Raw genomic sequence first — 26,666 nt, 5'->3', positions numbered from 1 at the left:
CCCCCGGACCGGTCCGTACCGCATCAGCGTCCGGCACCGCCCCGCCGGAACGCCCACTCCATCTCCGGCTCGGTCACCGGGCGCAGCAGCCGCCGCACCGGAGGCGTGCACATCAGCGTCACCGCACCGGCCGCCGCCACGGACACGAGCACCAGCCCGGCGGGCGACGACAGCCAGTCGTAGGCGTCGAACAGCCCGGCGTATCCGGCGCCCTTGACCAGGAAACCGTGCAGCAGATAGCCGCAGATGGTTCCGGCGCCCAGCACCGTGAACCATGTGCGGCGGCGCGGCACCAGGGACAGGAAGGCGACGGTGAGCAGCAGCGCGCAGCCGAACATGAGCAGGGTCATCACGGCGCCCGACCACCACGGAGCGCCCATCTCCTGCGCGCTGTTGCTGCGGTAGAACCAGCCCAGCTGCATCCGCGGCGCCGCCCAGTACGCGAACACCCCGGCCGCGGCGAACACGGCTGGGGCGAGCATCCGCACCTCGCGACGGCGCACCAGGTCGAAGTGCTCGGGCCTCAGCCGGAGACCGAGCACGAAGAACGGCAGGAACTGGAGCACGCGTTGGAGGTCGAGATCGTCGCCGATGGTCGGTGAGAAGGAGGCGAGCACGGCGACGACGAGCGCCACCGGAAGCGGATGGCGCAGCGCCTGCCACAGCGGTGTGGTGAGGCGCCAGACGAACAGGGCGACCAGGAACCAGGTGAGGTACCAGGGGTCGACCAGGCTGATCGGATGATCGGGGGTGTCGTCCGCGTATCGCTTGAACAGTGAATACGCCGTCTCGAACACCACATACGGCACGGCGACTCCGGTGACCAGACGCTTCACCTTGGCGGCCGACATGTCGAACGAGCGGGAGAAATATCCGGAGACGACGATGAACGCCGGCATGTGAAAGGTGTACGCGACCATGTACAGCGCGCGGGCGGTCCGGCTTCCCTCCATCACCGGTTCCCACGCGTGTGCCATCGCCACGAGCACGATGGCGAGATATTTGACGTTGTCGAAGTAGGGATCCCGCTTCTTCGCCGGAGCCGCCGCCGGATTCCCGTGCGTGGCCGTCGCGGGATCGGCCGTCGCGGTACCGGCCGCTGTCGCAGAGGAAATCGGCCCTTGCTGTCTGGGCTCCGACTCCCGGGTCGCCGATGGGAGCGGGGCCCTCTGAAATACGTTCGGAGCTTGGAACATCCAAAGCACCATAGACGCCCCGATCGCAATTCGTAAAACCGCCTGCTGGAATTACATGTCCGCGTCCACTCGCTGACGAAACCGCAGAGTACTGCCTGATATGCCCGTATTTATCCCCCCAGAACGGGGCGTATCGAAGGCTCTTCGGTGGAGGGGTATTTCGCGGTGCGTGAATCTGAGAATTGCGTGTGAATGAAGTGTGCGGATGCGGAAACCATTATGTTCATGTGCTGTTGTGATTTTCCGGCTCGCGGGTGATTCGGCACACAGGAGATTCGGTGCCCGGATGATTCGACGCACAGGTGATTCACAGGAGCGTGGGCCCGTGGCCGGATCGCCGTGGTGCGGGGGCCCGTGCGGCTGTGCGCCTGGGGGCGCACGCGAGGCGCGGGGGGCGCAAGGATGGCGTGATCCTGTCAGTGCGATCCGTCACTCGGCGGCGGCCGGAGGGGAGTTGATGGCACGATGGACGGATCGGAGGGGTGCTCGGCCGCACGCCTCCGGGCCGGCAAGGCGGACCGACCGAGGGTGTGATCAGTTGTGGCCATTTCGCTGTCTGTGGTGCTGATGTTGGCGATCGTCCTGGTGGTCATGATCCGAGGCGGATCCATCAAGGCCGGCCCCGCGGTCGTCGCCGCCCTCTTCGGTTTCTTCCTCGCCTCGACCGGCTTGGCGCCGACGATCCAGCGCTTCATGGACTCGATAGCGCACACCATCAACCAGATCAGCTTCTGACCCCGCCCCGGCCCGCGTCCCGGTCCCGAGGGCAGTCGCGGGCGCCGACGGTCCGACGCAAAGAGCCCGGTCCGACGAGATCTCGTCGGACCGGGCCCTGGCGTGGAGCGGGCGACGGGAATCGAACCCGCGTAGCTAGTTTGGAAGACTAGGGCTCTACCATTGAGCTACGCCCGCATACGTCGCACCGCTGGTCCGGTGACCGGCGGCACGAGAAGCATCGTAGCGGGTCGTGGGTGCTGCCCGCACACCTGATAGCCGCTCCTCCGGTCGTCGCGTCCGGAACGCGACCCGTGCGAGCCGCCCGTTGCGAGCCGCTCGCGCAAAGCGGCCGATGCGCCGCCCGTCTGCATGTACCCTACGTGTCGCACCGACGGGGTGTGGCGCAGCTTGGTAGCGCGTCCGCTTTGGGAGCGGAAGGTCGTCGGTTCGAATCCGGCCACCCCGACCACCGGCACGTACACGGACCACCCGGCAAGATCACGGACCACCGGCAGAACCGGCCGGGATCGCCCCGGCGGGATCGCGGAGCACCGGCGAGAGCGCATTGTGGGAGTCCGTCTCCTTGCCGTTACTATGCAAAATGCGTGCCCGTGTGTCTGATGTACCGGGCTCGGTCCGCGAAGCCGCCTCCCGTGCGGCGGAGCAGAACCCCAAGAAGTCAGCCACAAGGAGACCGAACCGTGAAGAGCGCCGTGGAGACCCTGAACCCGACCCGGGTTCGGCTCACTGTCGAGGTGCCCTTCGAGGAGCTCAAGGACAGCCTCGACGCGGCGTACAAGAAGATCAACCAGCAGGTCACGGTGAAGGGCTTCCGCAAGGGCAAGATCCCCGCGCGGGTCATCGACCAGCGGTTCGGCCGCGGCGCGGTGCTGGAGGAGGCCGTCAACGACGCGCTCCCGAAGTTCTACACCGAGGCCGTCAACGAGGGTGAGCTCAACGTCCTCGGTCAGCCCGAGGTCGACATCACCGAGCTGAAGGACGGCGAGCTGCTGGCCTTCACCGCCGAGGTTGACGTACGCCCCGAGATCGAGATCCCGGACTACTCCGGCATCGAGGTCACCGTCGACGCCGTCGCGGTCGGCGACGAGGACGTCGAGAAGGCCGTGGAGCAGCTGCGTGAGCGCTTCGCCTCCACCAGCCCGGTCGAGCGCGCCGCCGCCGAGGGCGACGTCGTGACGGTCGACCTGCAGGCGAAGGTCGACGGCGAGGTCCTGGAGGACGGCGTCGCCGAGGGTGTCTCGTACACCATCGGTTCCGGTGAGCTCCTCGACGGCATCGACGCCGCCGTCACCGGCCTGGAGGCGGGTGGCGAGGCCACCTTCACCTCCGAGCTGAAGGGTGGCTCGGCCGCCGGCAAGGAGGCCGAGGTCACCGTCAAGGTCACCGCCGTCGCCGCCCGTGAGCTCCCCGAACTGGACGACGAGTTCGCCCAGATGGCGAGCGAGTTCGACACCCTCGACGAGCTGAAGGCGGACAGCCGCAAGCGCCTCGAGGAGAGCCGCCAGTACGAGCAGGCCACCCAGGCCCAGGAGCGCGTCCTGGACGCCCTGCTGGAGCTGGCCGAGGTCCCGATCCCGGAGAAGCTCCTCGCGGACGAGGTCCAGACCCGTCGGCACAACCTGGAGCACCACCAGCTCGGTCAGATGGGCCTGACCCTCGACAAGTACCTGGAGATCCAGGGCAAGACGGTCGAGGAGTTCGAGACCGAGACCTCCGAGCAGGCGGTCAAGGGCATCAAGACCCAGTTCCTCCTGGACGAGATCGTCAACAAGGAGAAGCTGAACGTCAACCAGGAGGAGCTCACCGAGCACCTCATGCGCCGTGCCGCCTCCTCCGGCATGAGCCCCGACCAGTTCGCCCAGGCGGTCGTCGAGGGCGGCCAGGTGCCGATGCTCGTCGGCGAGGTCGCCCGCGGCAAGGCGCTGGCCGTGGTCGTCGAGGCCGCCAAGGTCGTCGACACCAACGGTGAGACCGTCGACCTGGAGGACGAGGAGGAGGCCATCGAGACGGTCGAGGCCGCCGACGGCTCCGCCGAGGCCGTCGCCGAGGCAGCCACCGACGCCGCCGAGAAGGCGGAGGAGAAGACCGAGGCCGCCGCGGAGAAGAACGAGGCCTGAGCCTCGCACGATCCGTACGACGGGCTCCGGACGCTGTGCGTCCGGAGCCCGTCGACTTGGACCGGCGGACCACCGGTCGAGGCCGTCGGCGGCAGGCGCGCAATGCCCCACAACCCTTGTGCGGACTGAGGAGCTTGCGCTCCCAGCGAACAGTTGGGGAAGCGGGATGGCGTTGTCCCACCTGCGCGTTAGGGTCCATGAATAGGAAGGGCAGGGGAGTCCCCGCCCACCCGGTACGAAGACGCTGAGACGGCCGGAGCCGTCAGAGACGAGCAGGTGGACACGTGACGAATCTGATGCCTTACGCCGCCGGAGAGCCGTCCCTCGGTGGAGGACTCGGCGACCAGGTCTACAGCCGGCTGCTCGGCGAACGCATCATCTTCCTCGGCCAGCAGGTCGACGACGAGATCGCCAACAAGATCACCGCGCAGCTGCTTCTTCTCGCCGCCGAACCGGACAAGGACATCTACCTCTACATCAACAGCCCCGGCGGCTCGGTGACGGCCGGCATGGCGGTCTACGACACCATGCAGTACATCCCGAACGACGTGGTCACCATCGGCATGGGCATGGCGGCCTCGATGGGCCAGTTCCTGCTGACCGGCGGTACCGCGGGCAAGCGCTTCGCGCTCCCGAACACCGACATCCTCATGCACCAGGGTTCGGCCGGCATCGGCGGTACGGCCTCCGACATCAAGATCCAGGCCCAGTACCTGCTGCGCACCAAGCAGCGGATGGCGGAGATCACCGCCCGACACTCCGGCCAGACGGTCGAGACGATCATCCGCGACGGCGACCGCGACCGCTGGTACACCGCGGAGGAGGCCAAGGAGTACGGCCTCATCGACGAGATCATCTCGTTCGCATCGGGCGTTCCGGGCGGCGGCGGCACCGGCGCCTGATCCGGCACCCACCGGACCGGCTCCGCGCCACGCGCACCTCTCGTACGCCGAGACACCCAGCCACAGAACGCCACCAGGATGGTGAACACCCACATGAACAACTTCCCCGGCGCCTCCGCGAGCGGCCTCTACACTGGCCTGCAGGTGGACAACCGCTACATCGTCCCGCGCTTCGTGGAGCGCACCTCGCAGGGCGTGCGCGAGTACGACCCGTACGCGAAGCTCTTCGAGGAGCGCGTGATCTTCCTCGGCGTGCAGATCGACGACGCCTCGGCCAACGACGTCATGGCCCAGCTGCTGTGCCTGGAGTCGATGGACCCGGACCGTGACATCTCGGTCTACATCAACAGCCCCGGCGGCTCGTTCACCGCGCTCACCGCGATCTACGACACGATGCAGTTCGTGAAGCCGGACATCCAGACCGTCTGCATGGGCCAGGCCGCCTCGGCCGCGGCCGTCCTGCTCGCCGCGGGCACGCCCGGCAAGCGGATGGCCCTGCCCAACGCGCGGGTGCTGATCCACCAGCCGTCCTCGCAGACCGGCCGTGAGCAGCTCTCCGACCTGGAGATCGCGGCCAACGAGATCTTGCGGATGCGCACCCAGCTGGAGGAGCTGCTGGCCAAGCACTCCACCACGCCGCTGGAGAAGATCCGCGACGACATCGAGCGCGACAAGATCCTGACCGCCGAGGACGCCCTCGCCTACGGTCTGATCGACCAGATCGTCTCGACCCGCAAGAGCACGGCCGGAGCGGCCGCCTGACGTCGGCCTTCAGCCCTTGGCGCGGCGGATTCGGGCGGTTTGAGGACGCTTGGACCGCGCGAACCGCGTGAACCGCGCCAAGGGGGGCCCGAACGGGGGGCAAGGCAAGGTACCGTCGGATAGAGGCACCAGGAGCCGCTGAACCAAGCTGCTCCCAGGCGAAGGGGAAGCACCTCGTGGCACGCATCGGTGATGGCGGCGATCTGCTCAAGTGCTCGTTCTGCGGAAAGAGCCAGAAGCAGGTGAAGAAGCTCATCGCGGGACCCGGTGTGTACATCTGCGACGAGTGCATCGATCTCTGCAACGAGATCATCGAGGAGGAGCTCGCGGAGACCTCCGAGGTGCGGTGGGAGGAACTCCCCAAGCCGCGCGAGATCTACGAGTTCCTCGAGGGGTACGTCGTCGGGCAGGAGCCCGCGAAGAAGGCCCTCTCGGTCGCTGTGTACAACCACTACAAGCGGGTCCAGGCGCGCGAGAACAGCGGCGCACAGGGCCGTGACGACGCCATCGAGCTGGCCAAGTCGAACATCCTTCTGCTGGGCCCCACGGGCTCCGGGAAGACACTGCTCGCGCAGACCCTGGCCCGCATGCTCAACGTCCCGTTCGCCATCGCCGACGCGACGGCGCTGACGGAGGCCGGCTACGTCGGCGAGGACGTCGAGAACATCCTGCTCAAGCTGATCCAGGCGGCGGACTACGACGTCAAGAAGGCCGAGACCGGGATCATCTACATCGACGAGATCGACAAGGTCGCCCGCAAGAGCGAGAACCCGTCGATCACCCGTGACGTCTCCGGCGAGGGCGTCCAGCAGGCCCTGCTGAAGATCCTGGAGGGCACCACCGCCTCCGTCCCGCCGCAGGGCGGCCGGAAGCACCCCCACCAGGAGTTCATCCAGATCGACACGACGAACGTGCTGTTCATCGTGGGCGGTGCCTTCTCCGGGCTGGAGAGGATCATCGAGTCGCGTGCCGGCGCCAAGGGCATCGGCTTCGGTGCGACGATCCGCTCCAAGCGCGAGATCGAGGCGAGCGACCAGTTCCAGGAGGTCATGCCGGAGGACCTGGTGAAGTTCGGGATGATCCCGGAGTTCATCGGCCGTCTCCCCGTCCTCACCTCGGTCCACAACCTGGACCGCGAGGCGCTGCTCAAGATCCTGGTCGAGCCGCGTAACGCCCTGGTGAAGCAGTACCAACGTCTCTTCGAACTCGACGGTGTGGAGCTGGACTTCGACCGCCCGGCACTGGAGGCCATCGCCGACCAGGCGATCCTGCGCGGCACGGGTGCGCGTGGCCTGCGGGCCATCATGGAAGAGGTCCTCCAGTCCGTGATGTACGAGGTCCCGTCCCGCAAGGACGTCGCCCGTGTCGTCATCACCGCGGACGTCGTCCGCGAGAACGTGAACCCGACGCTGGTCCCGCGCGAGCCGCGCACGATCGGCAAGAACGACGGCGGTCGCCACGAGAAGTCCGCGTAGCGGCCCGCACACCCGAGGGGCGCCCGGCGGATCCGTCCGCCGGGCGCCTTCTTTTGCTCAAGAATATTAGTTGGTGCTAATATTTCGTGGTGTGGATGGGCCATATGAGCTGCGATTCTTCGCCGACGTCCTCGAATGGGTTCAAAGGCTTGCCAAGGAGGATCCGGACAGTCATGATCACGTCATCGCGGCCCTCGAGCGGTTACAGGAAGCGGGGCCCGCGCTCCGCCGCCCGACGGTCGGAGCGATCGAGAACAGTCAGTTCCGCAACATGCGAGAACTCCGCCCGAGAAGCGGAGGGTCGGTCAGCATCCGGATGCTGTTCGTCTTCGACCCGGTGCGCCGAGCGGTATTCCTCGTGGCGGGCAACAAGGCCAGTGGGCGTCGGTGGGCGGCCTGGTACCCGAGGGCCGTCAAAGAGGCGGACGCCAAGTACCGTTCCTACCTTGAGGCTCTGACGGAGGAGGACGAATCATGAAGCTCGGCGGCATGGCCGATCTGACGGCCGACATCACTCCGGAGAAGCGCGCCCGCATCGACGAGATCAAGCGGGAGATGGTCGATGCCGAACGGGGCCACGAGCTTGCCGCTCTCCGTAAGGCGCAGGGCATGACGCAGGTCCAGGTCGCCAAGGCGATGGGCGTGACCCAAGGGCGCGTCAGTCAGATCGAGCGGGGCGGCGTCCGTCTGGACACGTCGACGATGGCGGCCTACCTCCGGGCCATCGGCGGCGAGCTGACCATACTGGCCACGGTCGGCAACGTGTCCGTGAAGCTCTGAGGCCCGCACACCCGAGGGGCGCCCGGCGGATCCGTCCGCCGGGCGCCCCTCGGGGTGTCGTGGTGCGGTCAGAGCTTGGTGCGGGACGTGTTGTAGAGCTTGGCGGTCAGGTCGGCCAGCGAGTCCTGGGGCATGCCCTTGCCGGCCATGGCGAGCTTCAGGTCGATGCCGACGACGGTGCCGATCGTGCTGTAGTCGGCCCAGACGCAGATGGGGACCGTGAACTCCTTGGGGCCGTTCTGAGGGGTGCCGTCGCCCTTCTTGTTGGTCACCTTCATGTCCTGGCACTTCATCAGCGCGCCCTTGAAGCCCTCCGGGGTGACCGCCCTGGGGCTGCCGTCGAGCTCGGCCTCCATGTCCTTGTCGTCCTTCTTGTACAGCGACTCGGCGTCGGTGAAGGCGCTGTTGATGACCTTCGCGGGGTCGGTGACCTCACCCCAGATGCCCGAGAAGGTCAGGGACTTCATGTTCGTCAGGTCGGTCTCGGAACCGGACTGGTACGACGTGCCGACCCCCTGAGGGTTCTTGATGCCCAGGCTGTCCGCCCTGGTCTTGGCCTCGCCGGTCAGCGGGCCCTCGGTCTGTCCCGACCCGGACGGGGCCTTCTTGTAGTCGTCCACCGACTCCGCCGGGGTGATCTTGTACCCCTTGGTGGAGTCCGCGACATCGCTGTTGCTCGCGCCGCCGCTGCCCGACAGGGCGAAGTACACCCCGCCGCCGATGACCGCGAGCGCCAGCACGATGCCGCCGACGATCAGGCCCGTCTTCTTCTTCGGCTGGGGCGGCGGTACCGGCATCTGGCCGCCGTACGGGGCCTGGCCGTACGGGGGAGTGGGCGGCTGCTGGCCGTAGGGGCCGGGCTGCTGGGGCTGCGGGTGGCCGTAGCCCGGCTGGGGCTGCTGTGGGGGGACGCCCTGCGGGCCCGGGGCCTGCTGCGGGTAGCCGTAACCGGGCTGGCCCTGCGGGGGCTGCCCGTACGGACCCGGCTGCTGGCCGTACGGTCCGGGCTGGCCCTGCGGCGGCTGGGCCCCGTAGGGGTTGGGCTGGCCCTGCGGGGGCTGCTGGCCGTACGGACCGGGCTGGTTGTGGCTCATGTGCGGTGTCCCCTGTTCGGAAGTGCTCACCGGAGGCGTTGTGACTGCTTAGAGGTCGCGCACATAGGCGGGGCGGCGTCGCGTGCCGATGGGCGGCGCCTGGCGGCGTTGTCGTCGGTCGACGACGCTCCGCGTCACCTCCCTCCTCCGCCTTGCCGGGCTTGCCCCTCGCCCCGCTCCTTCCTCCGCCCCACCTATGCGCGCGACCTCTTATGTGTTCCGAACATCCTGACGGAAAGGGCGTCCGTATGGGCGATCGGGTGGTACACCGTTACCGAACAAACCGGTTTCGGCGCACGACTGTGACAGCCGTAAACTGTCCCCCGTGACCGAGAACACTCAGCAGACGCCAGCCAGCAACCCCGAACTGCCGACCCAGTACGCACCGGCCGAGGTAGAGGGGAAGCTGTACGAGCGCTGGGTAGAACGGGGTTACTTCGAGGCGGACGCGAAGAGCGACAAGCCGCCGTACGCGGTCGTCATTCCGCCGCCGAACGTCACGGGCAGCCTCCACCTGGGCCACGCCTTCGAGCACACGCTCATCGACGCCCTCGCGCGCCGCAAGCGCATGCAGGGCCACGAGACCCTGTGGCAGCCGGGCATGGACCACGCCGGCATCGCCACCCAGAACGTCGTCGAGCGCGAGCTGGGCAAGGAGGGCAAGTCCCGCCACGACCTCGGCCGCGAGGCCTTCGTCGAGCGCGTCTGGAAGTGGAAGAACGAGTCCGGTGGACAGATCTCCGGCCAGATGCGCCGTCTGGGTGACGGCGTCGCCTGGTCCCGCGAGCGCTTCACCATGGACGAGGGTCTGTCCCAGGCCGTCCAGACCATCTTCAAGCGGCTCTACGACGACGAGCTGATCTACCGCGCCGAGCGCATCATCAACTGGTGCCCCCGCTGTCTGACGGCGATCTCGGACATCGAGGTCGAGTACCAGGACGACGACGGCGAGCTCGTCTCCATGAAGTACGGCGACGGGGACGACGCCATCGTCGTCGCCACCACCCGCGCCGAGACCATGCTCGGTGACACGGCCGTCGCCGTCCACCCCGAGGACGAGCGCTACCAGCACCTGATCGGCAAGCTCATCAGGCTGCCGCTGACCGACCGTTCCATCCCGGTCGTCGCGGACGAGCACGTCGACCCCGAGTTCGGCACCGGCGCGGTCAAGGTCACCCCGGCCCACGACCCGAACGACTTCGAGATCGGCCAGCGCCACGACCTGCCGTCCATCGCCGTGATGGACGAGCACGCCGTCATCACCACCCCCGGCCCCTTCCAGGGCCTGGACCGTCTGGAGGCCCGCTCGGCGATCGTCGGCGCCCTGCGCGCCGAGGGCCGGATCGTCGCCGAGAAGCGGCCGTACGCCCACTCCGTCGGCCACTGCTCGCGCTGCAAGACCACCATCGAGCCCCGCCTGTCCATGCAGTGGTGGGTCAAGGTCGGCCCGCTCGCCAAGGCCGCCGGCGACGCGGTCCGCGACGGCAAGGTCGCGATCCATCCGCAGGAGATGGAAAAGCGGTACTTCGACTGGGTCGACAACCTCCACGACTGGTGCATCTCACGGCAGTTGTGGTGGGGCCACCGCATCCCCGTCTGGTACGGCCCGAACGGCGAGGTCGTCTGCGTCGGCCCCGACGACGAGATCCCCACCGGCGAGGGCTGGACGCAGGACAGCGATGTCCTGGACACCTGGTTCTCCTCCGGCCTGTGGCCGTTCTCCACGCTCGGCTGGCCGGAGAAGACCGACAGCCTCGCGAAGTTCTACCCGAACTCCGTCCTGGTCACCGGCTACGACATCCTCTTCTTCTGGGTCGCCCGGATGATGATGTTCGGCCTGTACGTCAACGACGGCGTCCCGCCCTTCCGCACCGTCGTCCTGCACGGCATGGTCCGCGACGAGTTCGGCAAGAAGATGTCGAAGTCCTTCGGCAACGCGGTCAACCCGCTGGACTGGATGGACAAGTACGGCTCCGACGCGCTGCGCTTCACCCTTGCGCGCGGCGCCAACCCCGGTGTCGACGTCCCGATCGGCGAGGACTGGGTCCAGGGTTCGCGCAACTTCGCCAACAAGATCTGGAACGCCACGCGCTTCGCGCTGATGAACGGCGCCACGGTCGAGGGCGACCTCCCGCCCGTCGAGCAGCTGTCGGTGACCGACCGCTGGATCCTGTCGCGCCTCGACAAGACCGTCGCCGAGGTCGACGCGTACTACGACGACTTCCAGTTCGCCAAGCTCAGCGAGGCGCTCTACCACTTCGCGTGGGACGAGGTCTTCGACTGGTACGTCGAGCTGTCCAAGACCACGTTCTTCGCGGGCGGCGAGCAGGCTAAGGTCTCCGGCCGGGTCCTCGGCGAGGTCCTCGACGTGATGCTGCGCCTGCTGCACCCGGTCGTGCCGTTCGTCACCGAGACGCTGTGGACCACGCTCACCGGCAAGGAGTCCGTCGTCGTCGCCGACTGGCCGAAGGACCGCGGCTTCCGCGACGAAGCGGCCGAGCAGGAGATCGCGCTCGTCCAGCAGGTCGTCACCGAGGTCCGCCGGTTCCGCTCCGACCAGGGCCTCCAGCCCGGTCAGAAGGTCCCGGCCGAACTCACCCTCGACGGTACGGTGCTCGCCCCGCACGAGGCGGCCATCCGCCAGCTGCTGCGCCTCCAGCCCGCCGGTGACGGCTTCCACGCCACCGCGTCGCTGCCGGTCGCCGGGGCCACCGTCGCCCTCGACCTGTCCGGCACCATCGACGTCGAGGCCGAGCGCAAGCGCCTGACGAAGGACCTGGGCGCCGCCGAGAAGGAGAAGACCCAGGCCAACGGCAAGCTGGCCAATGAGGCGTTCCTCGCCAAGGCCCCGGACAACGTGGTCGACAAGATCCGCGGCCGTCTCGCCAAGGCCGAGGCGGACATCGAGCGGATCACCGCCCAGCTGGCGAACCTGCCGCAGGGCTGAGCGGAGTCCCGACGAAGCCCCCGTACCCCCGCCGAGGCGCGGGCGGGCGGGGGCTTCGCCGTTCCCCGCGTACGAGGGGAGCGCCGGGAGCCCGTCGGCGGCCGTCGGACGTCGTACGGCCGGGGCTCCGGCGTCCGGGCCCGTGCCCGGGACCGCACGGCCGGGGCTCCGGCGCGTCACCGGGCCCGCGACCGGAGCCGTCGCCGTCCCGCCGCCGGGCGCCGCGCGTGTCGCCGTCGCCGATCCGTAGACTGGACCCGTGAGTGAGCCCCGCCCTTCCGACCGGCACGACGCCTCCGATTCCGACGACGCCTTCGCGGACATCGTCGACGAAGCGACCCAGCGCGACCCCGACCTGGCGGTGATCGAGGCCGGGAGCCGTACGCTGCGCACCCGCTCGGGCCCGCCGCAGGGCCAGGCCGTCCCCGCCCGCCCCGCCGACCCCGAGGTGGACAGGGCGCTGCGCGAGGTGGAGCAGGAGCTCGCCGGGCGCTGGGGCGAGACGAAGCTGGAGCCCTCCGTCACGCGCATCGCCGCGCTGATGGACGTGCTCGGCGAACCGCAGCGCGCCTACCCCTCGATCCACATCACCGGGACCAACGGCAAGACGAGCACGGCCCGCATGATCGAGGCCCTGCTCGGCGCCTTCGACCTGCGCACCGGCCGCTACACCTCGCCGCACGTCCAGTCGATCACCGAGCGGATCAGCCTGGACGGCGCCCCGATGGACCCGGAGCGGTTCGTCGAGACGTACCGGGACATCCAGCCGTACGTGGAGCTGGTCGACAGCCGGCAGCCCTACCGGCTCTCCTTCTTCGAGGTGCTGACGGCCATGGCGTACGCGGCGTTCGCCGATGCGCCGGTCGACGTCGCCGTCGTCGAGGTCGGCATGGGCGGCAGTTGGGACGCGACGAACGTCATCGACGCCCCGGTCGCCGTGATCACCCCCATCTCGCTGGACCACACCGACCGGCTGGGCGCCACGCCCGCCGAGATCGCCGGTGAGAAGGCCGGGATCATCAAGCAGGACGCGACGGTCGTCCTCGCGCAGCAGCCGGTCGACGCGGCGCAGGTCATGCTGAAGAAGGCCGTCGAGGTGGACGCCACGGTCGCCCGCGAGGGCATGGAGTTCGGCGTGGTCTCCCGGGAGGTCGCCGTCGGCGGCCAGTTGCTGACACTGCGCGGGCTCGGCGGCGAGTACGAGGAGGTCTTCCTCCCGCTGTACGGCGCCCACCAGGCGCACAACGCGGTGGTGGCGCTCTGCGCCGTGGAGGCGTTCTTCGGGGTCGGCGCCGAGCGACCCGGCCCGCTCGACCCCGACACGGTCCGCGCGGCGTTCGCCTCGGTGATCTCGCCCGGCCGCCTCGAAGTGGTCCGCTCCAGCCCGACCGTCGTCCTGGACGCCGCCCACAACCCGGCGGGCGCCCGCGCCACCGCCGACGGGATCACCGAGTCGTTCGGCTTCTCCCGGCTCATCGGGGTCGTCGGCGTCAGCGAGGACAAGGACGTCAAGGGCCTTCTCGAAGCCTTCGAACCGATCTTCGCCGAGATCGTCGTCACCCAGAACTCCACCCCCCGCGCGATGGACGCCGACGCCCTGGCCGCCGTCGCCGTCGAGGTCTTCGGCGACGAACGCGTCCAGGTCGAACCCCGTCTCGACGACGCGTTGGAGGCGGCGATCACCCTCGCCGAGGAGGAGGCCGAATACTCGGGCGCGGGCGTGCTCGTGACGGGTTCCGTGATCACGGTCGGCGAGGCCCGACTGCTTCTGGGAAGGCGCTGACCCGTGCGAATGCTCTGCGCGTCGACGCTGATCGGTGAATTCTTCGTGATCGGATTCGCCGGCCTCGTCGCGATGAAATCGGACGACCTCACGACCTCCACGGTCTGGACGGTCTGCGGCATCGGCATGCTGCTCTCCGTGCTGCTGTGCGGGATGCTCGGCCGTCCCGGTGGCACACAGCTCGGCTGGGCCCTCCAGATCGCCCTGGTGGCCAGTGGTTTCTTCGTCCCGATGATGTTCGTTCTCGGCGTGGTCTTCGGCGGTCTGTGGTGGGCCTCCGTCCACTACGGCCGGAAGATCGACGAGACCAAGGCCCGCTGGGCGGCGGCGGAGGAGTCGGCAGAGGTTCCCGCCGGTGGCTGATCCGTCATCCTTTGGCCAAACCCGGTCGCGGACCCGTCCCCACAGCCCTGTAGCCTCGCCTCACCGCACTCGCATGCCCGCAAGGAGCCGCACACCATGACCCAGCGCACCCTCGTTCTGCTCAAGCCCGACGCCGTCCGGCGCGGACTGGTCGGCGAGATCGTCGGGCGGATCGAGCGCAAGGCCGGCTGGCGGATCACCGCGCTGGAGCTGCGCACCCTCGACCGCGCCACCCTGGAGCAGCACTACGACGAGCACGTGGGCCGCCCGTTCTACGAGCCGCTCGTCGAGTTCATGCTGTCCGGTCCGGTCGTGGCGCTGGTCGCCGAGGGCGAGCGGGTCATCGAGGGCGTCCGTACACTGGCCGGACCCACCGACCCGATCGCCGCCGCGCCCGGTTCCATCCGCGGCGACTTCGGCTCGATCGTCCGGGAGAACCTTATACACGCGTCGGACTCGGAGGAGTCCGCGGAGCGGGAACTGAAGCTTTTCTTTCCCGGACTTTTCTGACCTCGAATCAGCCGAACAGCGCTCATGACCCAGGGCGACCGAATTAATTCGGTCGCCCTTCGGCATACGAGTCGGGGTCGCGGGAACGCATCACTCCGACGTAACGTCACCATGAGTGGAACGGCCACCCGTTCCGCCCACAATGGCGAAGGACCCTCGCGCGGTGTCCGTGCACACGGCACTACGATGGAATCTTCCACGCCCACAGCGCCCACCTCGCCGACCAGAACAAGCCATCATCGCTTTCCTGGGAGGCCCGACGCATCCTCATGGGGAACAAGGGGAACTCAATGTCGTTCATCGGTCGTGACATGGCTATCGACCTCGGGACTGCCAACACGCTGGTGTACGTCAGGGGGCGCGGCATCGTACTGAACGAGCCGTCCGTCGTGGCCATCAACACCAACACCGGCGGCATCCTGGCAGTCGGCTCCGAGGCCAAGAAGATGATCGGGCGCACTCCGGGCAACATCGTCGCCGTGCGCCCGCTGAAGGACGGCGTGATCGCCGACTTCGAGATCACCGAGCGGATGCTCCGCTACTTCATCCTGAAGATCCACAAGCGCCGCTACCTGGCCCGTCCGCGGGTCGTGGTCTGCGTGCCCTCCGGCATCACCGGCGTCGAGCGCCGCGCCGTCATCGAGGCGTCGACGCAGGCCGGCGCCCGGCAGGTGCACATCATCGAGGAGCCCATGGCGGCGGCCATCGGCTCCGGGCTGCCGGTCCACGAGGCCACCGGCAACATGGTCGTCGACATCGGCGGCGGCACCACCGAGGTCGCGGTCATCTCGCTCGGCGGCATCGTCACCGCCCAGTCGATCCGGGTCGCCGGCGACGAACTGGACAACGCGATCATCCAGCACATCAAGAAGGAGTACTCGCTCCTCCTCGGCGAGCGCTCGGCCGAGCAGATCAAGATCACCATCGGTTCGGCGGAGGACCTGAAGAAGGACGAGCACACCGAGATCCGGGGCCGCGACCTGGTCTCCGGACTGCCCAAGACCGTGGTCATCTCGGCCGCCGAGGTCCGCAAGGCCATCGAGGAGCCGGTCAACGCGATCGTCGACGCCGTGAAGACCACGCTCGACAAGTGCCCGCCGGAGCTCTCCGGCGACGTCATGGACCGCGGCATCGTCCTCACCGGCGGCGGCGCGCTGCTGCGCGGGCTGGACGAGCGGCTGCGCCGCGAGACGGGCATGCCGATCCACATCGCCGAGGACCCGCTGGACTCGGTGGCGCTCGGGTCCGGCAAGTGCGTCGAGGAATTCGAGGCGCTCCAGCAGGTGCTGGACGCCCAGCCCCGCCGGTAGACGGCAGGGCACGAGCCCGCGGGCGGACGGGCGCACGCGGGTGGACAACCCGGCAGTCCGTCGTACGGACCCCCGAGTTCCGTACGGCGGATCGCTGATATACAGGCACGAACATTCCGACGAGGAAGGCACGGCCGCCGCACGTGAGGGACACACGAGAGAGCCAGCTGCTCCTGGTGCTGCTGATCGCCATCGCGTTCGCATTGATCACGGTGGACATCCGAGGCGGCGAGGGATCACCGGTGGACGGCGCCAGGCGGGCCGCCGCCGCCGTCTTCGGCCCGGTCGAGAACGGCGTCGCGGCCGCCGTCGATCCGGTGGGCAACGCCATAGGAGCGGTGCGCGACTCCGGCACCCGGCACAACCGGATCGCCGAGTTGGAGCGCCAGAACGCCGCGCTCAAGACCGCGCTCGGCAGCGACGACCGCAACCGCAACCGGGTCCGCGAGCTCGACAAGATGCTCAAGAAGTCGGCCACCGGGCAGTACGGCATCAAGGCCGCCGAGGTCATCGCCATAGGAGCCGCCCAGGGCTTCTCCTGGACGGTCACCATCGACGCGGGCTCCCGCGACGGCATCCGACGCGACATGACCGTCATCAACGGCGACGGGCTCGTCGGCCGGGTCACGACCGTCGGCCCGGAGACCGCCACGGTGCTCCTCGCCAACGACCCCGACTTCACCGTCGGCACCCGCATGGAGAAGACCGACGAACTGGGCTTCGCCACCGGCCAGGGCTCCCGGCCGCTGTCGGTCCAGTTCCTCAACGGCAAGGCCAAGGTGAAGAAGGGCGACCGCCTGGTCACCTTCGGCTCCAGCAAGGGCAAGCCGTTCGTGCCCGGCGTCCCGGTCGGCGAGGTCGTCCGCGTCGACCCGTCCGGCGGCGGCCTGACCCGTACCGTCTACGTCCGCCCGTACGTCGGGTTCACCAAGCTCGACATCGTCGGCGTCGTCGTCCAGGCCCCGCGCGAGGACCCCCGTGACATGGTCCTGCCGAAGGCCCCGGCCAAGCCCGCCAAGCCGAAGCCCACGCCGACCGTCACCGTGACGATCTCGCCCAACGGCGACATCGTCGACACCGACGGCAACGTCGTCGGCAACATCCACGAGAGCCCCGATCCGAGCGGCGGCCCCGACCCGAGCGGCAGCCCGGGTGCCCGCACCGCCGCGGACGACGAGCAGAGGTAGCGCCGATCCCCATGCGTCTGAACCGGATTCTGCTCTCCACCGTCCTGGTCGTGGTGGCGCTCGTCGTCCAGGTCTCGGTGCTCGCCCGCCTCCAGCTCCCCGGCGCCGTGCCCGATCTGCTGCTCCTCGTCGTCCTCGCCCTGGCCTTCGTTTACGGACACACCAGCGGGGCCCTGATCGGCTTCGGCGCGGGCCTCCTCGCCGACCTGGTACCGCCCGCCGACCACGCCGCCGGGCGCTACGCCCTGGTCCTCTGCGTCATCGGCTACCTCGCCGGACTGGTCAAGCCGGAGAGCGGGCAGCTCAGGTCGGCCGCCGTGCCGATGGTCGCGGTCGTCGGCGCGGCGATCGGCTCGACCCTGCTGTACGCGCTGGTCGGCGCGCTCGTCGGGGACACGGCGGCCCGCCATGTGGGCCTCGGCAGCCTGCTGTTCACCGCCGCCCTCTACGACCTGCTGCTCGCCCCGTTCACCGTGCCGCTGATCATGGCCATCGCCAGACGGACCGTGAACGACCCGGTCGCCGAGGCGTCCGGCGGCGGTGACGTGTCCTCCGGATGGCTGGCCTCGGGCACCGGGCTGCGGGTCGGCGACCAGCGCGGCGGACTGCGCGTCAGGGCCACCCGCAACCGGGCCGCACGCGCCGGACGGGTCAAGGGAGTCAAGCGACTGTGAGGCCGCACCACCGGGCGGGCACCCCGGGCGCGAACCGTGTCCCGGGCGCGCCCCGTACCCCCGGCCCGCCTTGTCATGGCGGCACGCACCGCATCTCCAGCCCGACCACCCTCGGGGGCGCCTTGTGAGCAACATCCCCGAGACCGGCCGGACCCCCAGGGTCCAGATCCGTCTCGTCGTCATCCAGGTTCTCGTGTTCTCGCTGCTGTTCACCCTCGGCGGGCGGCTCTGGTACCTCCAGATCCGCAACGGCCAGGAGTACAGCGACGAGGCGAAGAGCAATCACGTCCAGCAGGTCGTGCAGCCCGCCGTCCGCGGCTCCATCCTCGACGCGCGCGGCGTGCCCCTCGCCGACAACGAGACCCGGCTGGTCGTCTCCGCGAGCCGCACCGAGCTGATGAAGATGAAGGACGACGGCGAGGACGTGCTGACCCGGCTCGCGGGCGTCCTCGACATGAAGCCCCGCGAGGTCATGGACAAGGTGCGGCTCTGCGACGCGAAGACGCCCCAGCCCTGCTGGAACGGGTCGCCCTACCAGCCGATCCCGATCACCGACGAGGCCACCACACAGCAGGCCCTCACGATCCGCGAGCGCGCCGAGGACTTCCCCGGCATCACCGCCGAACCCACCGCCGTGCGCCGCTACCCCGCGCCCGGCAAGGCCAACACCGCACAGGTCCTCGGCTACCTCTCGCCGGTCACCGACCAGGAGATCACCAAGGCCCAGGACACCGATTCCCCGTACCTGCGCTCCGACCAGGTCGGCCGCTCCGGCCTGGAGCGCACCTACGACAAGGAACTGCGCGGAAAGGCCGGGGTCACCCGCTACGAGGTGGACAACCTCGGCCGGGTCATCGGCGAGGCCAAGAACGACGAGGCGCAGCCCGGCTCCTCCGTCGTCACCTCCATCGACGCCCGGGTCCAGGCCGTCGCCGAGTACGAGCTCAACGAGGCCATGAAGGTGGCCCGCCAGTCGTTCGACAAGAACACCGGTGAGAACTACAAGGCCGACTCCGGCGCCGTCGTCGTCATGGAGGCGAAGACCGGGCGCGTCGTGGCGATGGCCTCGCTGCCCAACTACGACCCCAACTCCTGGGTCGGCGGCATCTCCGCCAAGGACTACGCCAAGCTCACCGGCCCCAAGTCCAACTTCCCGCTGCTGAACCGGGCCATCCAGGGCCAGGCCGCCCCCGGCTCGATCTTCAAGGTCGTCTCCTCGACCGCGGCGGTCAACGCCGGATACCCCTTCGACGGCCACTACCCCTGCCCCAGCTCGTACAGCATCGGCGGGCAGGTGTTCAAGAACTTCGAGTCCCAGGGCTACGGCGACATCACCATCGGGCGTGCCCTGGAGGTCTCCTGCGACACCGTCTACTACGGCATCGCGCACAAGGAGTGGCAGAAGGACGGCGGCAACAAGCCGAAGAAGAACGCGAAGGACTGGTTCTACAGGACCGCCCACCAGTTCGGCCTCGGCAAGGAGACCGGCATCGACCTCCCCAACGAGGTCAGCGGCCGGGTGCCCGACCGCCAGTGGAAGCAGAAGTTCTACGAGGCGAACAAGGACGCCTGGTGCAAGCAGGGCAAGAAGGACGGCTCGTACGTCGAGAAGATCGCGTACGAGAACTGCCTCGAAGGCGACAGGATGCGCGCCGGTGACTCGGTGAACTACTCGATCGGGCAGGGCGACACCCTCGTCACCCCGATCCAGATGGCCACCATCTACGCCGCGATCTCCAACGGCGGCACCCTCTACGACCCCACCGTCGGCAAGGCGATCGTCAGCGGCGACGGCAGGACGGTCAAGGAGATCAGGCCCAAGTCGCACGGCAAGCTGCCCTTCTCGCGCAAGACCCGCAACGAGATGGACGAGGCCCTCGCCGGAGTCGCGACCCGGGGGTCGGCCGCCTGGCGGTTCGGCGGCTGGCCGCAGGACAAGATCCCGATGCACGCCAAGACGGGCACGGCGGAGGTCTACGGCAAGCAGACGACCTCCTGGTTCGCCACGTACACCAAGGACTACTCGATCGTCATGACGATCTCCCAGGGCGGCACCGGCTCCGGCGCGTCCGGGCCCGCCGTGCGCAACATCTACGACGCCATCTACGGCCTCGACGACTCCGGCGAGCAGGACCTGAAGAAGGCTCTGCTGCCCACGCCGCAGAAGTCCCTGCCGAAGATCCAGTCGGACGGTTCCATCGAAGCCCCGGAGATCAAGCCCTACAACCCGGCCTCGCAGAAGCCCGCGCAGGAGCAGACCCTCGCGGCCGTCCTGGGGAGGCGCGACTGATGGCCGGCTTCTCCGTCTCGCGCTACACCCCCGAACGCTCCGCCTGGGGCAAGCTCGTCGCCCGTGACTCCGTCGTCCGCCGGCTCGACTGGCCGCTGCTCGGGTCCGCGCTCGCGCTCTCGTTCATCGGCTCGCTGCTCGTCTGGTCGGCGACCCGGGGACGGGACTCGCTCACCCACGGCGACCCGTACTACTTCCTGCTCCGGCACGCCCTCAACACGGGCATCGGCTTCGCCCTGATGGTCGGCACGATCTGGCTCGGCCACCGCACCCTGCGCGGCGCCGTGCCGATCCTCTACGGCGTCTCGGTGCTGTTCGTGCTGGCGGTCCTCACCCCGCTCGGTGCCACCGTCAACGGCGCGCACGCCTGGATCATCATCGGCGGCGGCTTCTCCATCCAGCCGTCCGAGTTCACCAAGATCACCATCATCCTGATCATGGCGATGCTGCTCGCCGAGCGCGTCGACGCGGGCGACCAGCTCCACCCGGACCACCGGACCGTCGCCAAGGCGCTGGGCCTGGCGGCCGTGCCGATGGCGGTCGTGATGGGGATGCCCGACCTGGGCTCCGTGATGGTCATGGCCGTCATCGTGCTCGGGGTGCTGCTCGCATCAGGTGCCTCCAACCGCTGGGTGTTCGGCCTGCTCGGCACGGGTGTGGCCGGGGCGGTCGCGGTCTGGCAGCTCGGTCTGCTCGACGAGTACCAGATCGCCCGCTTCGCGGCCTTCGCCAACCCGGCGCTCGACCCCGCGGGCGTCGGCTACAACACCAACCAGGCCCGCATCGCGATCGGTTCCGGCGGTCTCACCGGAACGGGCCTGTTCCAGGGCACCCAGACCACCGGCCAGTTCGTCCCCGAGCAGCAGACCGACTTCGTCTTCACCGTCGCGGGCGAGGAGCTCGGCTTCCTCGGCGCCGGGCTGATCCTCGTGCTGCTCGGCGTCGTCCTGTGGCGCGCCTGCCGGATCGCCCGCGAGACCAGCGAGCTGTACGGCACGATCGTCGCCGCCGGGATCATCGCCTGGTTCGCCTTCCAGTCGTTCGAGAACATCGGGATGACGCTCGGCATCATGCCGGTCGCCGGGCTCCCGCTGCCGTTCGTGTCGTACGGGGGATCCTCGATGTTCGCCGTCTGGGTCGCCGTCGGGCTGCTCCAGTCGATCAGGGTGCAGCGGCCGATAAGCGCCTGAGAGCCTGTCGGGCGGCCCTCGATCGCCCGGTCGGAGACCACCCGGCAGGCTCCGAGCCGGTGAACCTTCCCGGCCGGAGCGCTAGATTCGGTCTATGGCGGACTCGAAGCGTGAGATCGAGCGCAAATACGAAGCCACCGCGGAGACCCGGCTCCCCGATCTGAGCCGGGTGACCGGAGTCTCGTCCGTCGTCCACCAGGGCGTCGGTGAACTGGACGCCGTCTACTACGACACCGAGGACCTCCGGCTCGCGGCCGCTTCCATCACCCTGCGCCGCCGCACCGGAGGCGACGACGCCGGGTGGCACCTCAAGTTCCCGGTCGCCTCCGGCATCCGCGACGAGCTGCGCGAACCGCTCTCCGACACCCTGCCGCGCTCCCTGGCCGGACTGGTCCGCTCCCGGGTGCGCGACGGCGCGCTCGTCCCCGTCGTCCGGCTGCGCACCGCCCGCGACGTCCACCGCCTGACCGGCGCCGACGGGTCGTCGCTCGCCGAGGTCTCCGTCGACACCGTGCGCGCCGAACGGCTGATCGGCGGCGAGGCCGGACGGCAGCCAGGCCGTGGCGGCACGGCCGTCTGGACCGAGATCGAGGTCGAACTGGCCGACGGCACCGACCCCACCCTCCTCGACGCCGTCGAGAAGCGGCTGCGCAAGGCGGGCGTCCGCCCGTCCGCGGCCCCGTCCAAGGCGGCGCGTGCACTCGCCGAGACGGACCCGGGAGCCGGGCGGGGGACGGGAGACGGGCGGGGGACCGAGGACGCGCGGGCCGCACGCCGGGGGACCCCGCCGTCCTCCCGGGAGGACACCGCACGCCAAGAAGCCGTTGAGACCGTTCCGGGCGTCCGGAAGGACGAGGCGCGTGAAAGGACCGCTCCGGGCACCCGGCAGGACGCCGGACCCGTCACCGCCGGCGATCACGTCCTCGCGTACCTCCGCGCCCAGACCGAGGAAATCGTCGCCCTCGACCCGGCCGTGCGCCGCGATCTCCCCGACTCCGTGCACCGGATGCGGGTCGCCACCCGCAGGTTCCGCAGCGCGCTGCGGACGTACCGCAGGATCCTCGACCGGGGCGTCACCGACCCGATCGGCGACGAGCTGAAATGGCTGGCCGCCGAGCTCGGGATCGACCGCGACCAGGAGGTCCTCGACGCCCGGCTGCGCGCGGCCCTGGACACCCTGCCCCGCACCCTGGTCCTCGGCCCCGTCCGCGCCCGGCTGCAGATCTGGTCGGGGGCCGGCCGGGGCGGTTCCCGGAGCCGTACCGTCGCGGTGCTCGACGGCGATCGGTACCTGACCCTGCTGAACCGCCTCGATGCCCTGCTCGCCGACCCGCCGCTGCGGTCCGCCGCGTCCCACGCCCCCGGGCGCGCGCTGCCCCGCGCCGTGCTCAAGGAGTACGGGCGCCTCGCGGCCCGCGTCGGCCACGCCCTGGAACTCCCGCCCGGCCACGACCGGAACCTCGCTCTGCACGACGCCCGCAAGGCAGCCAAGCGCGCCCGTTACGCGGCGGAGGCGGCCGGTCCGGCGCTGGGCAGGCCGGCCCGGCGGTTCGCCTCGCGGGTGAAGGCCGTGCAGACCCTTCTCGGGGACCATCAGGACAGCGTGGTGGCCCGTGACGCCCTGCGGAATCTGGCCGTCCAGGCGCATGCGGCGGGTGAGCAGGGGTTCACCTGGGGGCTGCTCCACGGGCGGGAGGAGGCGACGGCCGCCGAGGAGGAGCGGCAGCTTCCGGCGGTGTGGGAGCGGGCCGCGCGACCGAAGGTGCGCAGGGCCCTGGGAGGCTGAGCGGGGCGGGGCGGGGCGAGCCGGAGCGGACGGGGGGAGAGGCGGGCGGAGCGGGCCCGCGAGGGGCCCGGCGCAGGGCGCTGGGAGACCGGGCGCCGGGGTACGCTGGATGGTCACCCTTGCCGGCTCTCGAAAGTTCGCGATGTCTGTCGATTCGGTCTTCCCACAGCTCGAAGCTCTGCTCCCGCATGTGCAGAAGCCCATCCAGTACGTCGGCGGTGAGCTGAACTCCACCGTCAAGCCGTGGGACGAATGCGACGTCCGCTGGGCGCTGATGTACCCGGACGCGTACGAGGTCGGGCTCCCCAACCAGGGCGTCATGATCCTCTACGAGGTGCTCAACGAGCGCGAGGGTGTCCTCGCCGAGCGCACGTACAGCGTGTGGCCGGACCTCGAAGAGCTGATGCGCAAGCACCGGGTCCCGCAGTTCACGGTGGACAGCCACCGGCCGGTCAAGGCGTTCGACGTCTTCGGGCTGAGCTTCTCCACCGAGCTCGGCTACACCAACATGCTCGCCGCGCTGGACCTCGCGGGCATCCCGCTGCAGGCCCGGGACCGCACCGTCGACGACCCGATCGTGCTGGCCGGCGGCCACGCCGCGTTCAACCCGGAGCCGATCGCGGAGTTCATCGACTGCGCGGTGATCGGTGACGGCGAGCAGGCCGTGCTGGAGATCACCGACATCGTCCGTGCCTGGAAGGCCGAGGGCCGCCCCGGCGGGCGCGAGGAGATCCTCTTCCGCCTCGCGAAGACCGGCGGCGTGTACGTCCCGGGCTTCTACGACGTCGAGTACCTCCCGGACGGGCGCATCGGCCGGGTCGTGCCCAACAGGTCGGGCGTGCCGTGGCGGGTGTCGAAGCACACGGTGATGGACCTCGACGAGTGGCCGTACCCGAAGCAGCCCCTCGTTCCCCTCGCCGAGACCGTCCACGAGCGGATGTCCGTCGAGATCTTCCGCGGCTGCACCCGCGGCTGCCGCTTCTGCCAGGCCGGCATGATCACGCGTCCCGTGCGGGAGCGAAGCATCACCGGCATCGGCGAGATGGTCGAGAAGGGGCTCAGGGCGACCGGCTTCGAGGAGGTCGGGCTGCTCTCGCTGTCCTCCGCCGACCACACCGAGATCGGCGACATCGCCAAGGGGCTTGCCGACCGGTACGAGGAAGACAAGATCGGCCTCTCGCTGCCGTCCACTCGCGTCGACGCGTTCAATGTGGACCTGGCCAACGAGCTGACCCGCAACGGCCGCCGCTCCGGACTCACCTTCGCGCCCGAGGGCGGCTCCGAGCGGATGCGCAAGGTCATCAACAAGATGGTCTCGGAGGAGGACCTGATCCGCACGGTCGCCACCGCCTACGGCAACGGCTGGCGCCAGGTGAAGCTGTACTTCATGTGCGGACTGCCCACCGAGACCGACGAGGACGTCCTCCAGATCGGTGACATGGCGGTCAACGTGATCGCCAAGGGCCGCGAGGTCTCCGGCCAGAACGACATCCGCTGCACGGTCTCCATCGGCGGTTTCGTGCCCAAGCCGCACACCCCGTTCCAGTGGGCCCCGCAGCTGAGCGCCGAGGAGACCGACGCCCGGCTGGCCAAGCTCCGCGACAAGATCCGCGGCGACAAGAAGTACGGCCGTTCCATCGGTTTCCGCTACCACGACGGCAAGCCCGGCATCGTCGAGGGCCTGCTCTCGCGCGGCGACCGCCGCGTCGGCTCCGTCATCCGAGAGGTCTACGAGTCCGGCGGCCGCTTCGACGGCTGGCGCGAGTACTTCAGCTTTGACCGCTGGATGGTCGCCGCCGGGAAGACGCTGCCCGAGTACGGCGTGGACGTCGACTGGTACACCACCCGTGAGCGCACCTACGAGGAGGTCCTGCCCTGGGACCACCTGGACTCGGGCTTGGACAAGGACTGGCTCTGGGAGGACTGGCAGGACGCGCTCGACGAGACCGAGGTCGAGGACTGCCGCTGGACCCCGTGCTTCGACTGCGGCGTCTGCCCGCAGATGGACACCAGCATCCAGATCGGCCCGACCGGCAAGAAGCTGCTGCCGCTGATGGTGAAGAAGTAGCGGCAGCAGCGCGACGCCGTTCGACCGAGGCTGTCGGACGGGCGACCGGAGGACGGCGCGGACGGGACCGGCCGGATTCGAACCGGCGTCCTCGCGGTTTTGGAGACCGCGCGCGACGACCTCTGCGCTACGGCCCCGCCCGGGCCGACAGCGTAGCCCGTACATGACACGAGGTCGGGGCGCGGCCGTGACCCGGGACCACGCCCGGTCCTCGGGTCCCGGCCCGGATCCGCACCCCGCACCGGGCCCCGGCCCGGTCCGGGTCGGGGTTCCGGTCGTACGGGTGCCCGGCGAAGGGCCGGGAGCGGTGGGGCGCGCGGTGCGGGGAGAGGGGTTTTGGGGGCTCCGTGACGCCTGCCGACGGCAGGTGGCGGAGCGGGGGCGCCCGAGCCCTGGGAACCCGGGAGCGCCCTTGCGCGTACTCTGGGTATTGCAACGACTGTGCCCAGCGCGGCGCCCGCACCAGAGATCTCCCCGCTCGGAGGACAGACCACCGAGCGGGCGTGAGCCGGACGGACACCCCGGGCCACCCCGCATTTCGTGGGCGGTATGCCACCGCGTCCGCCCCGCACTGAGGAGAAGAACCACTGGGCAAGCGACAGCCCGAAGGCCCGCCGCCCGCACCGGCGGTGCAGCGCATCCGACTGCGCTACACCAAGCGCGGCCGCCTCCGGTTCACCAGTCACCGCGACTTCCAGCGCGCCTTCGAGCGGGCACTGCGCCGTTCCGGGGTGCCCATGGCCTACTCGGCAGGGTTCACCCCGCACCCGAAGGTGTCGTACGCCAATGCCGCCCCCACCGGCACGGGCAGCGAGGCCGAGTTCCTGGAGATCGCCCTCACCGAGGCGCGGGACCCGGCCGTTCTGCGTGAACTGCTCGACGCTTCGCTGCCGGACGGCCTCGACGTCGTCGACGCCGTGGAGGCCCGTACGTCGGGTCTCGCCGAGCGGCTGGCCGCCTCCGTGTGGGAGCTTCGTCTCGACGGGGTTCCCGCCGAGGAGGCGACCGCGGCCGTGGGCGCCTTCAACGGGGCGGAGATCGTCGAGGTGCAGCGCCGGGCGAAGAACGGCGTGCGGACCTTCGACGCCCGCGCCGCCGTGGTCGACCTGCGGGTCCTCGATTCCCTGCCTGATGGGTTCGAGGGCAGGCCCTGTGCGATACTGCGGCTGGTTGTTCGGCACGTGACACCTGCCGTCCGACCTGACGACGTCCTGTCCGGTCTCCGCGTTGTGGCCGACCTGGCGCCGCCGGTCCCGGTAGCGGTGACCAGGCTGGCGCAGGGGCTCTTCGACGAGGAGTCCGGCACGGTGACCGACCCGCTCGCGCCCGACCGCGAGGCAGCCCCGGCCGCCCCACCCACGGCCGTCGGGACCGCTGTCGCGACGGCGCCGGAAGGTGCAGGTTCCGCGTAAGGCGGTCGTTGCAGCGCAGCCCTGAGACTCGGGAGCCACCTGGGTCGGACCGCGCGATGACCAATAAGACTTTCGCCAGGCC

The 26,666-nt window shown here is 69.6% G+C and carries 21 protein-coding genes and 3 tRNA genes; 20 read left to right on the top strand and 4 right to left on the bottom strand.

Features of this window, described 5'->3' with window-relative positions; translation table 11 throughout:
* Window positions 1-23 precede the first annotated feature (23 nt).
* Entirely contained in the window at window positions 24-1,196 is a 1,173-nt protein-coding gene (locus AMK22_RS08480) for an acyltransferase family protein (RefSeq protein WP_073783012.1), read from the bottom strand.
* A gap of 540 nt (window positions 1,197-1,736) precedes the next feature.
* On the opposite strand from AMK22_RS08480, the gene AMK22_RS08475 reads away from it, so the two are divergent.
* The gene (locus AMK22_RS08475; RefSeq protein ID WP_073783010.1) at window positions 1,737-1,931 is read left to right on the top strand and encodes a hypothetical protein; all 195 of its coding nucleotides are present in this window, start codon (window positions 1,737-1,739) and stop codon (window positions 1,929-1,931) included.
* Between the two features lie 103 nt (window positions 1,932-2,034).
* Here AMK22_RS08475 and AMK22_RS08470 read toward each other — a convergent pair.
* Window positions 2,035-2,108, bottom strand: a tRNA-Gly gene (locus AMK22_RS08470).
* A 197-nt stretch (window positions 2,109-2,305) separates the two neighbouring features.
* Between AMK22_RS08470 and AMK22_RS08465 the strand changes: the two genes are divergently transcribed.
* The 7 genes from AMK22_RS08465 (at window position 2,306) to AMK22_RS08435 (ending at window position 7,970) form a co-directional block, all read left to right on the top strand.
* Window positions 2,306-2,382: transfer RNA gene (locus AMK22_RS08465), tRNA-Pro, on the top strand.
* A 232-nt stretch (window positions 2,383-2,614) separates the two neighbouring features.
* Window positions 2,615-4,051 (top strand): trigger factor, encoded by a 1,437-nt coding sequence (gene tig, locus AMK22_RS08460; RefSeq protein WP_073783008.1) that lies wholly within the window; start codon window positions 2,615-2,617, stop codon window positions 4,049-4,051.
* Between the two features lie 296 nt (window positions 4,052-4,347).
* Entirely contained in the window at window positions 4,348-4,953 is a 606-nt protein-coding gene (locus AMK22_RS08455) for an ATP-dependent Clp protease proteolytic subunit (protein ID WP_199883178.1), read from the top strand.
* A 78-nt stretch (window positions 4,954-5,031) separates the two neighbouring features.
* Complete coding sequence (locus AMK22_RS08450; RefSeq protein WP_073783004.1) at window positions 5,032-5,715, top strand: ATP-dependent Clp protease proteolytic subunit; 684 nt, start codon at window positions 5,032-5,034, stop codon at window positions 5,713-5,715.
* A 176-nt stretch (window positions 5,716-5,891) separates the two neighbouring features.
* Window positions 5,892-7,190: an ATP-dependent Clp protease ATP-binding subunit ClpX gene (gene clpX / locus AMK22_RS08445; RefSeq protein WP_073783002.1), complete on the top strand. Its 1,299-nt coding sequence runs from the start codon at window positions 5,892-5,894 to the stop codon at window positions 7,188-7,190.
* Window positions 7,191-7,263: 73 nt separating this feature from the next.
* Entirely contained in the window at window positions 7,264-7,668 is a 405-nt protein-coding gene (locus AMK22_RS08440) for a type II toxin-antitoxin system RelE/ParE family toxin (RefSeq protein WP_242433881.1), read from the top strand.
* Window positions 7,665-7,970, top strand: coding sequence for a helix-turn-helix domain-containing protein (locus AMK22_RS08435; RefSeq protein ID WP_073782998.1), 306 nt, complete (start codon window positions 7,665-7,667; stop codon window positions 7,968-7,970). The genes AMK22_RS08440 and AMK22_RS08435 overlap by 4 nt, the downstream gene beginning before the upstream one ends.
* Window positions 7,971-8,038: 68 nt before the next feature.
* Here AMK22_RS08435 and AMK22_RS08430 read toward each other — a convergent pair whose 3' ends face one another.
* Complete coding sequence (locus AMK22_RS08430; protein ID WP_073782996.1) at window positions 8,039-9,064, bottom strand: hypothetical protein; 1,026 nt, start codon at window positions 9,062-9,064, stop codon at window positions 8,039-8,041.
* A gap of 325 nt (window positions 9,065-9,389) precedes the next feature.
* Here AMK22_RS08430 and AMK22_RS08425 point away from each other — a divergent pair, with 325 nt between their 5' ends.
* The 11 genes from AMK22_RS08425 to AMK22_RS08375 all read left to right on the top strand — a co-directional run bounded on the left by AMK22_RS08425 (window position 9,390) and on the right by AMK22_RS08375 (window position 25,172).
* Window positions 9,390-12,011, top strand: coding sequence for a valine--tRNA ligase (locus AMK22_RS08425; protein ID WP_073782994.1), 2,622 nt, complete (start codon window positions 9,390-9,392; stop codon window positions 12,009-12,011).
* Between the two features lie 259 nt (window positions 12,012-12,270).
* A complete protein-coding gene (gene folC / locus AMK22_RS08420; RefSeq protein ID WP_073782992.1) occupies window positions 12,271-13,794 on the top strand; it encodes a bifunctional tetrahydrofolate synthase/dihydrofolate synthase in 1,524 nt (507 codons plus the stop codon).
* Between the two features lie 3 nt (window positions 13,795-13,797).
* Window positions 13,798-14,157, top strand: coding sequence for a DUF4233 domain-containing protein (locus AMK22_RS08415; RefSeq protein ID WP_073782990.1), 360 nt, complete (start codon window positions 13,798-13,800; stop codon window positions 14,155-14,157).
* A gap of 96 nt (window positions 14,158-14,253) precedes the next feature.
* Complete coding sequence (gene ndk, locus AMK22_RS08410; RefSeq protein WP_073782988.1) at window positions 14,254-14,667, top strand: nucleoside-diphosphate kinase; 414 nt, start codon at window positions 14,254-14,256, stop codon at window positions 14,665-14,667.
* 290 nt (window positions 14,668-14,957) lie between these two features.
* Window positions 14,958-15,977, top strand: a complete 1,020-nt coding sequence (locus AMK22_RS08405; protein WP_073782986.1) for a rod shape-determining protein — start codon at window positions 14,958-14,960, stop codon at window positions 15,975-15,977.
* Between the two features lie 143 nt (window positions 15,978-16,120).
* Window positions 16,121-17,164, top strand: a complete 1,044-nt coding sequence (mreC, locus tag AMK22_RS08400; protein ID WP_073782984.1) for a rod shape-determining protein MreC — start codon at window positions 16,121-16,123, stop codon at window positions 17,162-17,164.
* An 11-nt stretch (window positions 17,165-17,175) separates the two neighbouring features.
* Window positions 17,176-17,838, top strand: coding sequence for a rod shape-determining protein MreD (mreD, locus tag AMK22_RS08395; protein ID WP_073782982.1), 663 nt, complete (start codon window positions 17,176-17,178; stop codon window positions 17,836-17,838).
* Between the two features lie 124 nt (window positions 17,839-17,962).
* Entirely contained in the window at window positions 17,963-20,128 is a 2,166-nt protein-coding gene (mrdA, locus tag AMK22_RS08390; protein ID WP_073782980.1) for a penicillin-binding protein 2, read from the top strand.
* The gene (gene rodA, locus AMK22_RS08385; protein WP_073782978.1) at window positions 20,128-21,318 is read left to right on the top strand and encodes a rod shape-determining protein RodA; all 1,191 of its coding nucleotides are present in this window, start codon (window positions 20,128-20,130) and stop codon (window positions 21,316-21,318) included. The genes mrdA and rodA overlap by 1 nt, the downstream gene beginning before the upstream one ends.
* Window positions 21,319-21,412: 94 nt before the next feature.
* Complete coding sequence (locus AMK22_RS08380; protein ID WP_073782976.1) at window positions 21,413-23,104, top strand: CYTH and CHAD domain-containing protein; 1,692 nt, start codon at window positions 21,413-21,415, stop codon at window positions 23,102-23,104.
* A gap of 142 nt (window positions 23,105-23,246) precedes the next feature.
* Window positions 23,247-25,172, top strand: coding sequence for a TIGR03960 family B12-binding radical SAM protein (locus tag AMK22_RS08375; protein WP_073782974.1), 1,926 nt, complete (start codon window positions 23,247-23,249; stop codon window positions 25,170-25,172).
* A 62-nt stretch (window positions 25,173-25,234) separates the two neighbouring features.
* On the opposite strand, the gene AMK22_RS08370 is transcribed toward AMK22_RS08375, so the two are convergent.
* Window positions 25,235-25,309 (bottom strand) — tRNA-Trp (locus tag AMK22_RS08370).
* Window positions 25,310-25,801: 492 nt separating this feature from the next.
* On the opposite strand from AMK22_RS08370, the gene AMK22_RS08365 reads away from it, so the two are divergent.
* Window positions 25,802-26,584: a TIGR03936 family radical SAM-associated protein gene (locus AMK22_RS08365; protein ID WP_073782972.1), complete on the top strand. Its 783-nt coding sequence runs from the start codon at window positions 25,802-25,804 to the stop codon at window positions 26,582-26,584.
* Window positions 26,585-26,666 lie beyond the last annotated feature (82 nt).

It is taken from the genome of Streptomyces sp. CB01580, assembly GCF_001905795.1.
In the GTDB taxonomy this organism is placed as follows: Bacteria; Actinomycetota; Actinomycetes; order Streptomycetales; family Streptomycetaceae; genus Streptomyces.
This window is presented reverse-complemented; position numbering and strand designations above follow the sequence as displayed.

Coding starts and splice junctions, on each gene's coding strand:
- AMK22_RS08480 (WP_073783012.1), bottom strand. CDS start 1,196: ATGTTCCAAGCTCCGAACGTATTTCAGAGGGCCCCGCTCCCATCGGCG.
- AMK22_RS08455 (WP_199883178.1), top strand. CDS start 4,348: ATGCCTTACGCCGCCGGAGAGCCGTCCCTCGGTGGAGGACTCGGCGAC.
- AMK22_RS08450 (WP_073783004.1), top strand. CDS start 5,032: ATGGTGAACACCCACATGAACAACTTCCCCGGCGCCTCCGCGAGCGGC.
- AMK22_RS08435 (WP_073782998.1), top strand. CDS start 7,665: ATGAAGCTCGGCGGCATGGCCGATCTGACGGCCGACATCACTCCGGAG.
- AMK22_RS08430 (WP_073782996.1), bottom strand. CDS start 9,064: ATGAGCCACAACCAGCCCGGTCCGTACGGCCAGCAGCCCCCGCAGGGC.
- ndk (WP_073782988.1), top strand. CDS start 14,254: ATGACCCAGCGCACCCTCGTTCTGCTCAAGCCCGACGCCGTCCGGCGC.
- AMK22_RS08405 (WP_073782986.1), top strand. CDS start 14,958: ATGTCGTTCATCGGTCGTGACATGGCTATCGACCTCGGGACTGCCAAC.
- mreD (WP_073782982.1), top strand. CDS start 17,176: ATGCGTCTGAACCGGATTCTGCTCTCCACCGTCCTGGTCGTGGTGGCG.
- rodA (WP_073782978.1), top strand. CDS start 20,128: ATGGCCGGCTTCTCCGTCTCGCGCTACACCCCCGAACGCTCCGCCTGG.
- AMK22_RS08380 (WP_073782976.1), top strand. CDS start 21,413: ATGGCGGACTCGAAGCGTGAGATCGAGCGCAAATACGAAGCCACCGCG.
- AMK22_RS08375 (WP_073782974.1), top strand. CDS start 23,247: ATGTCTGTCGATTCGGTCTTCCCACAGCTCGAAGCTCTGCTCCCGCAT.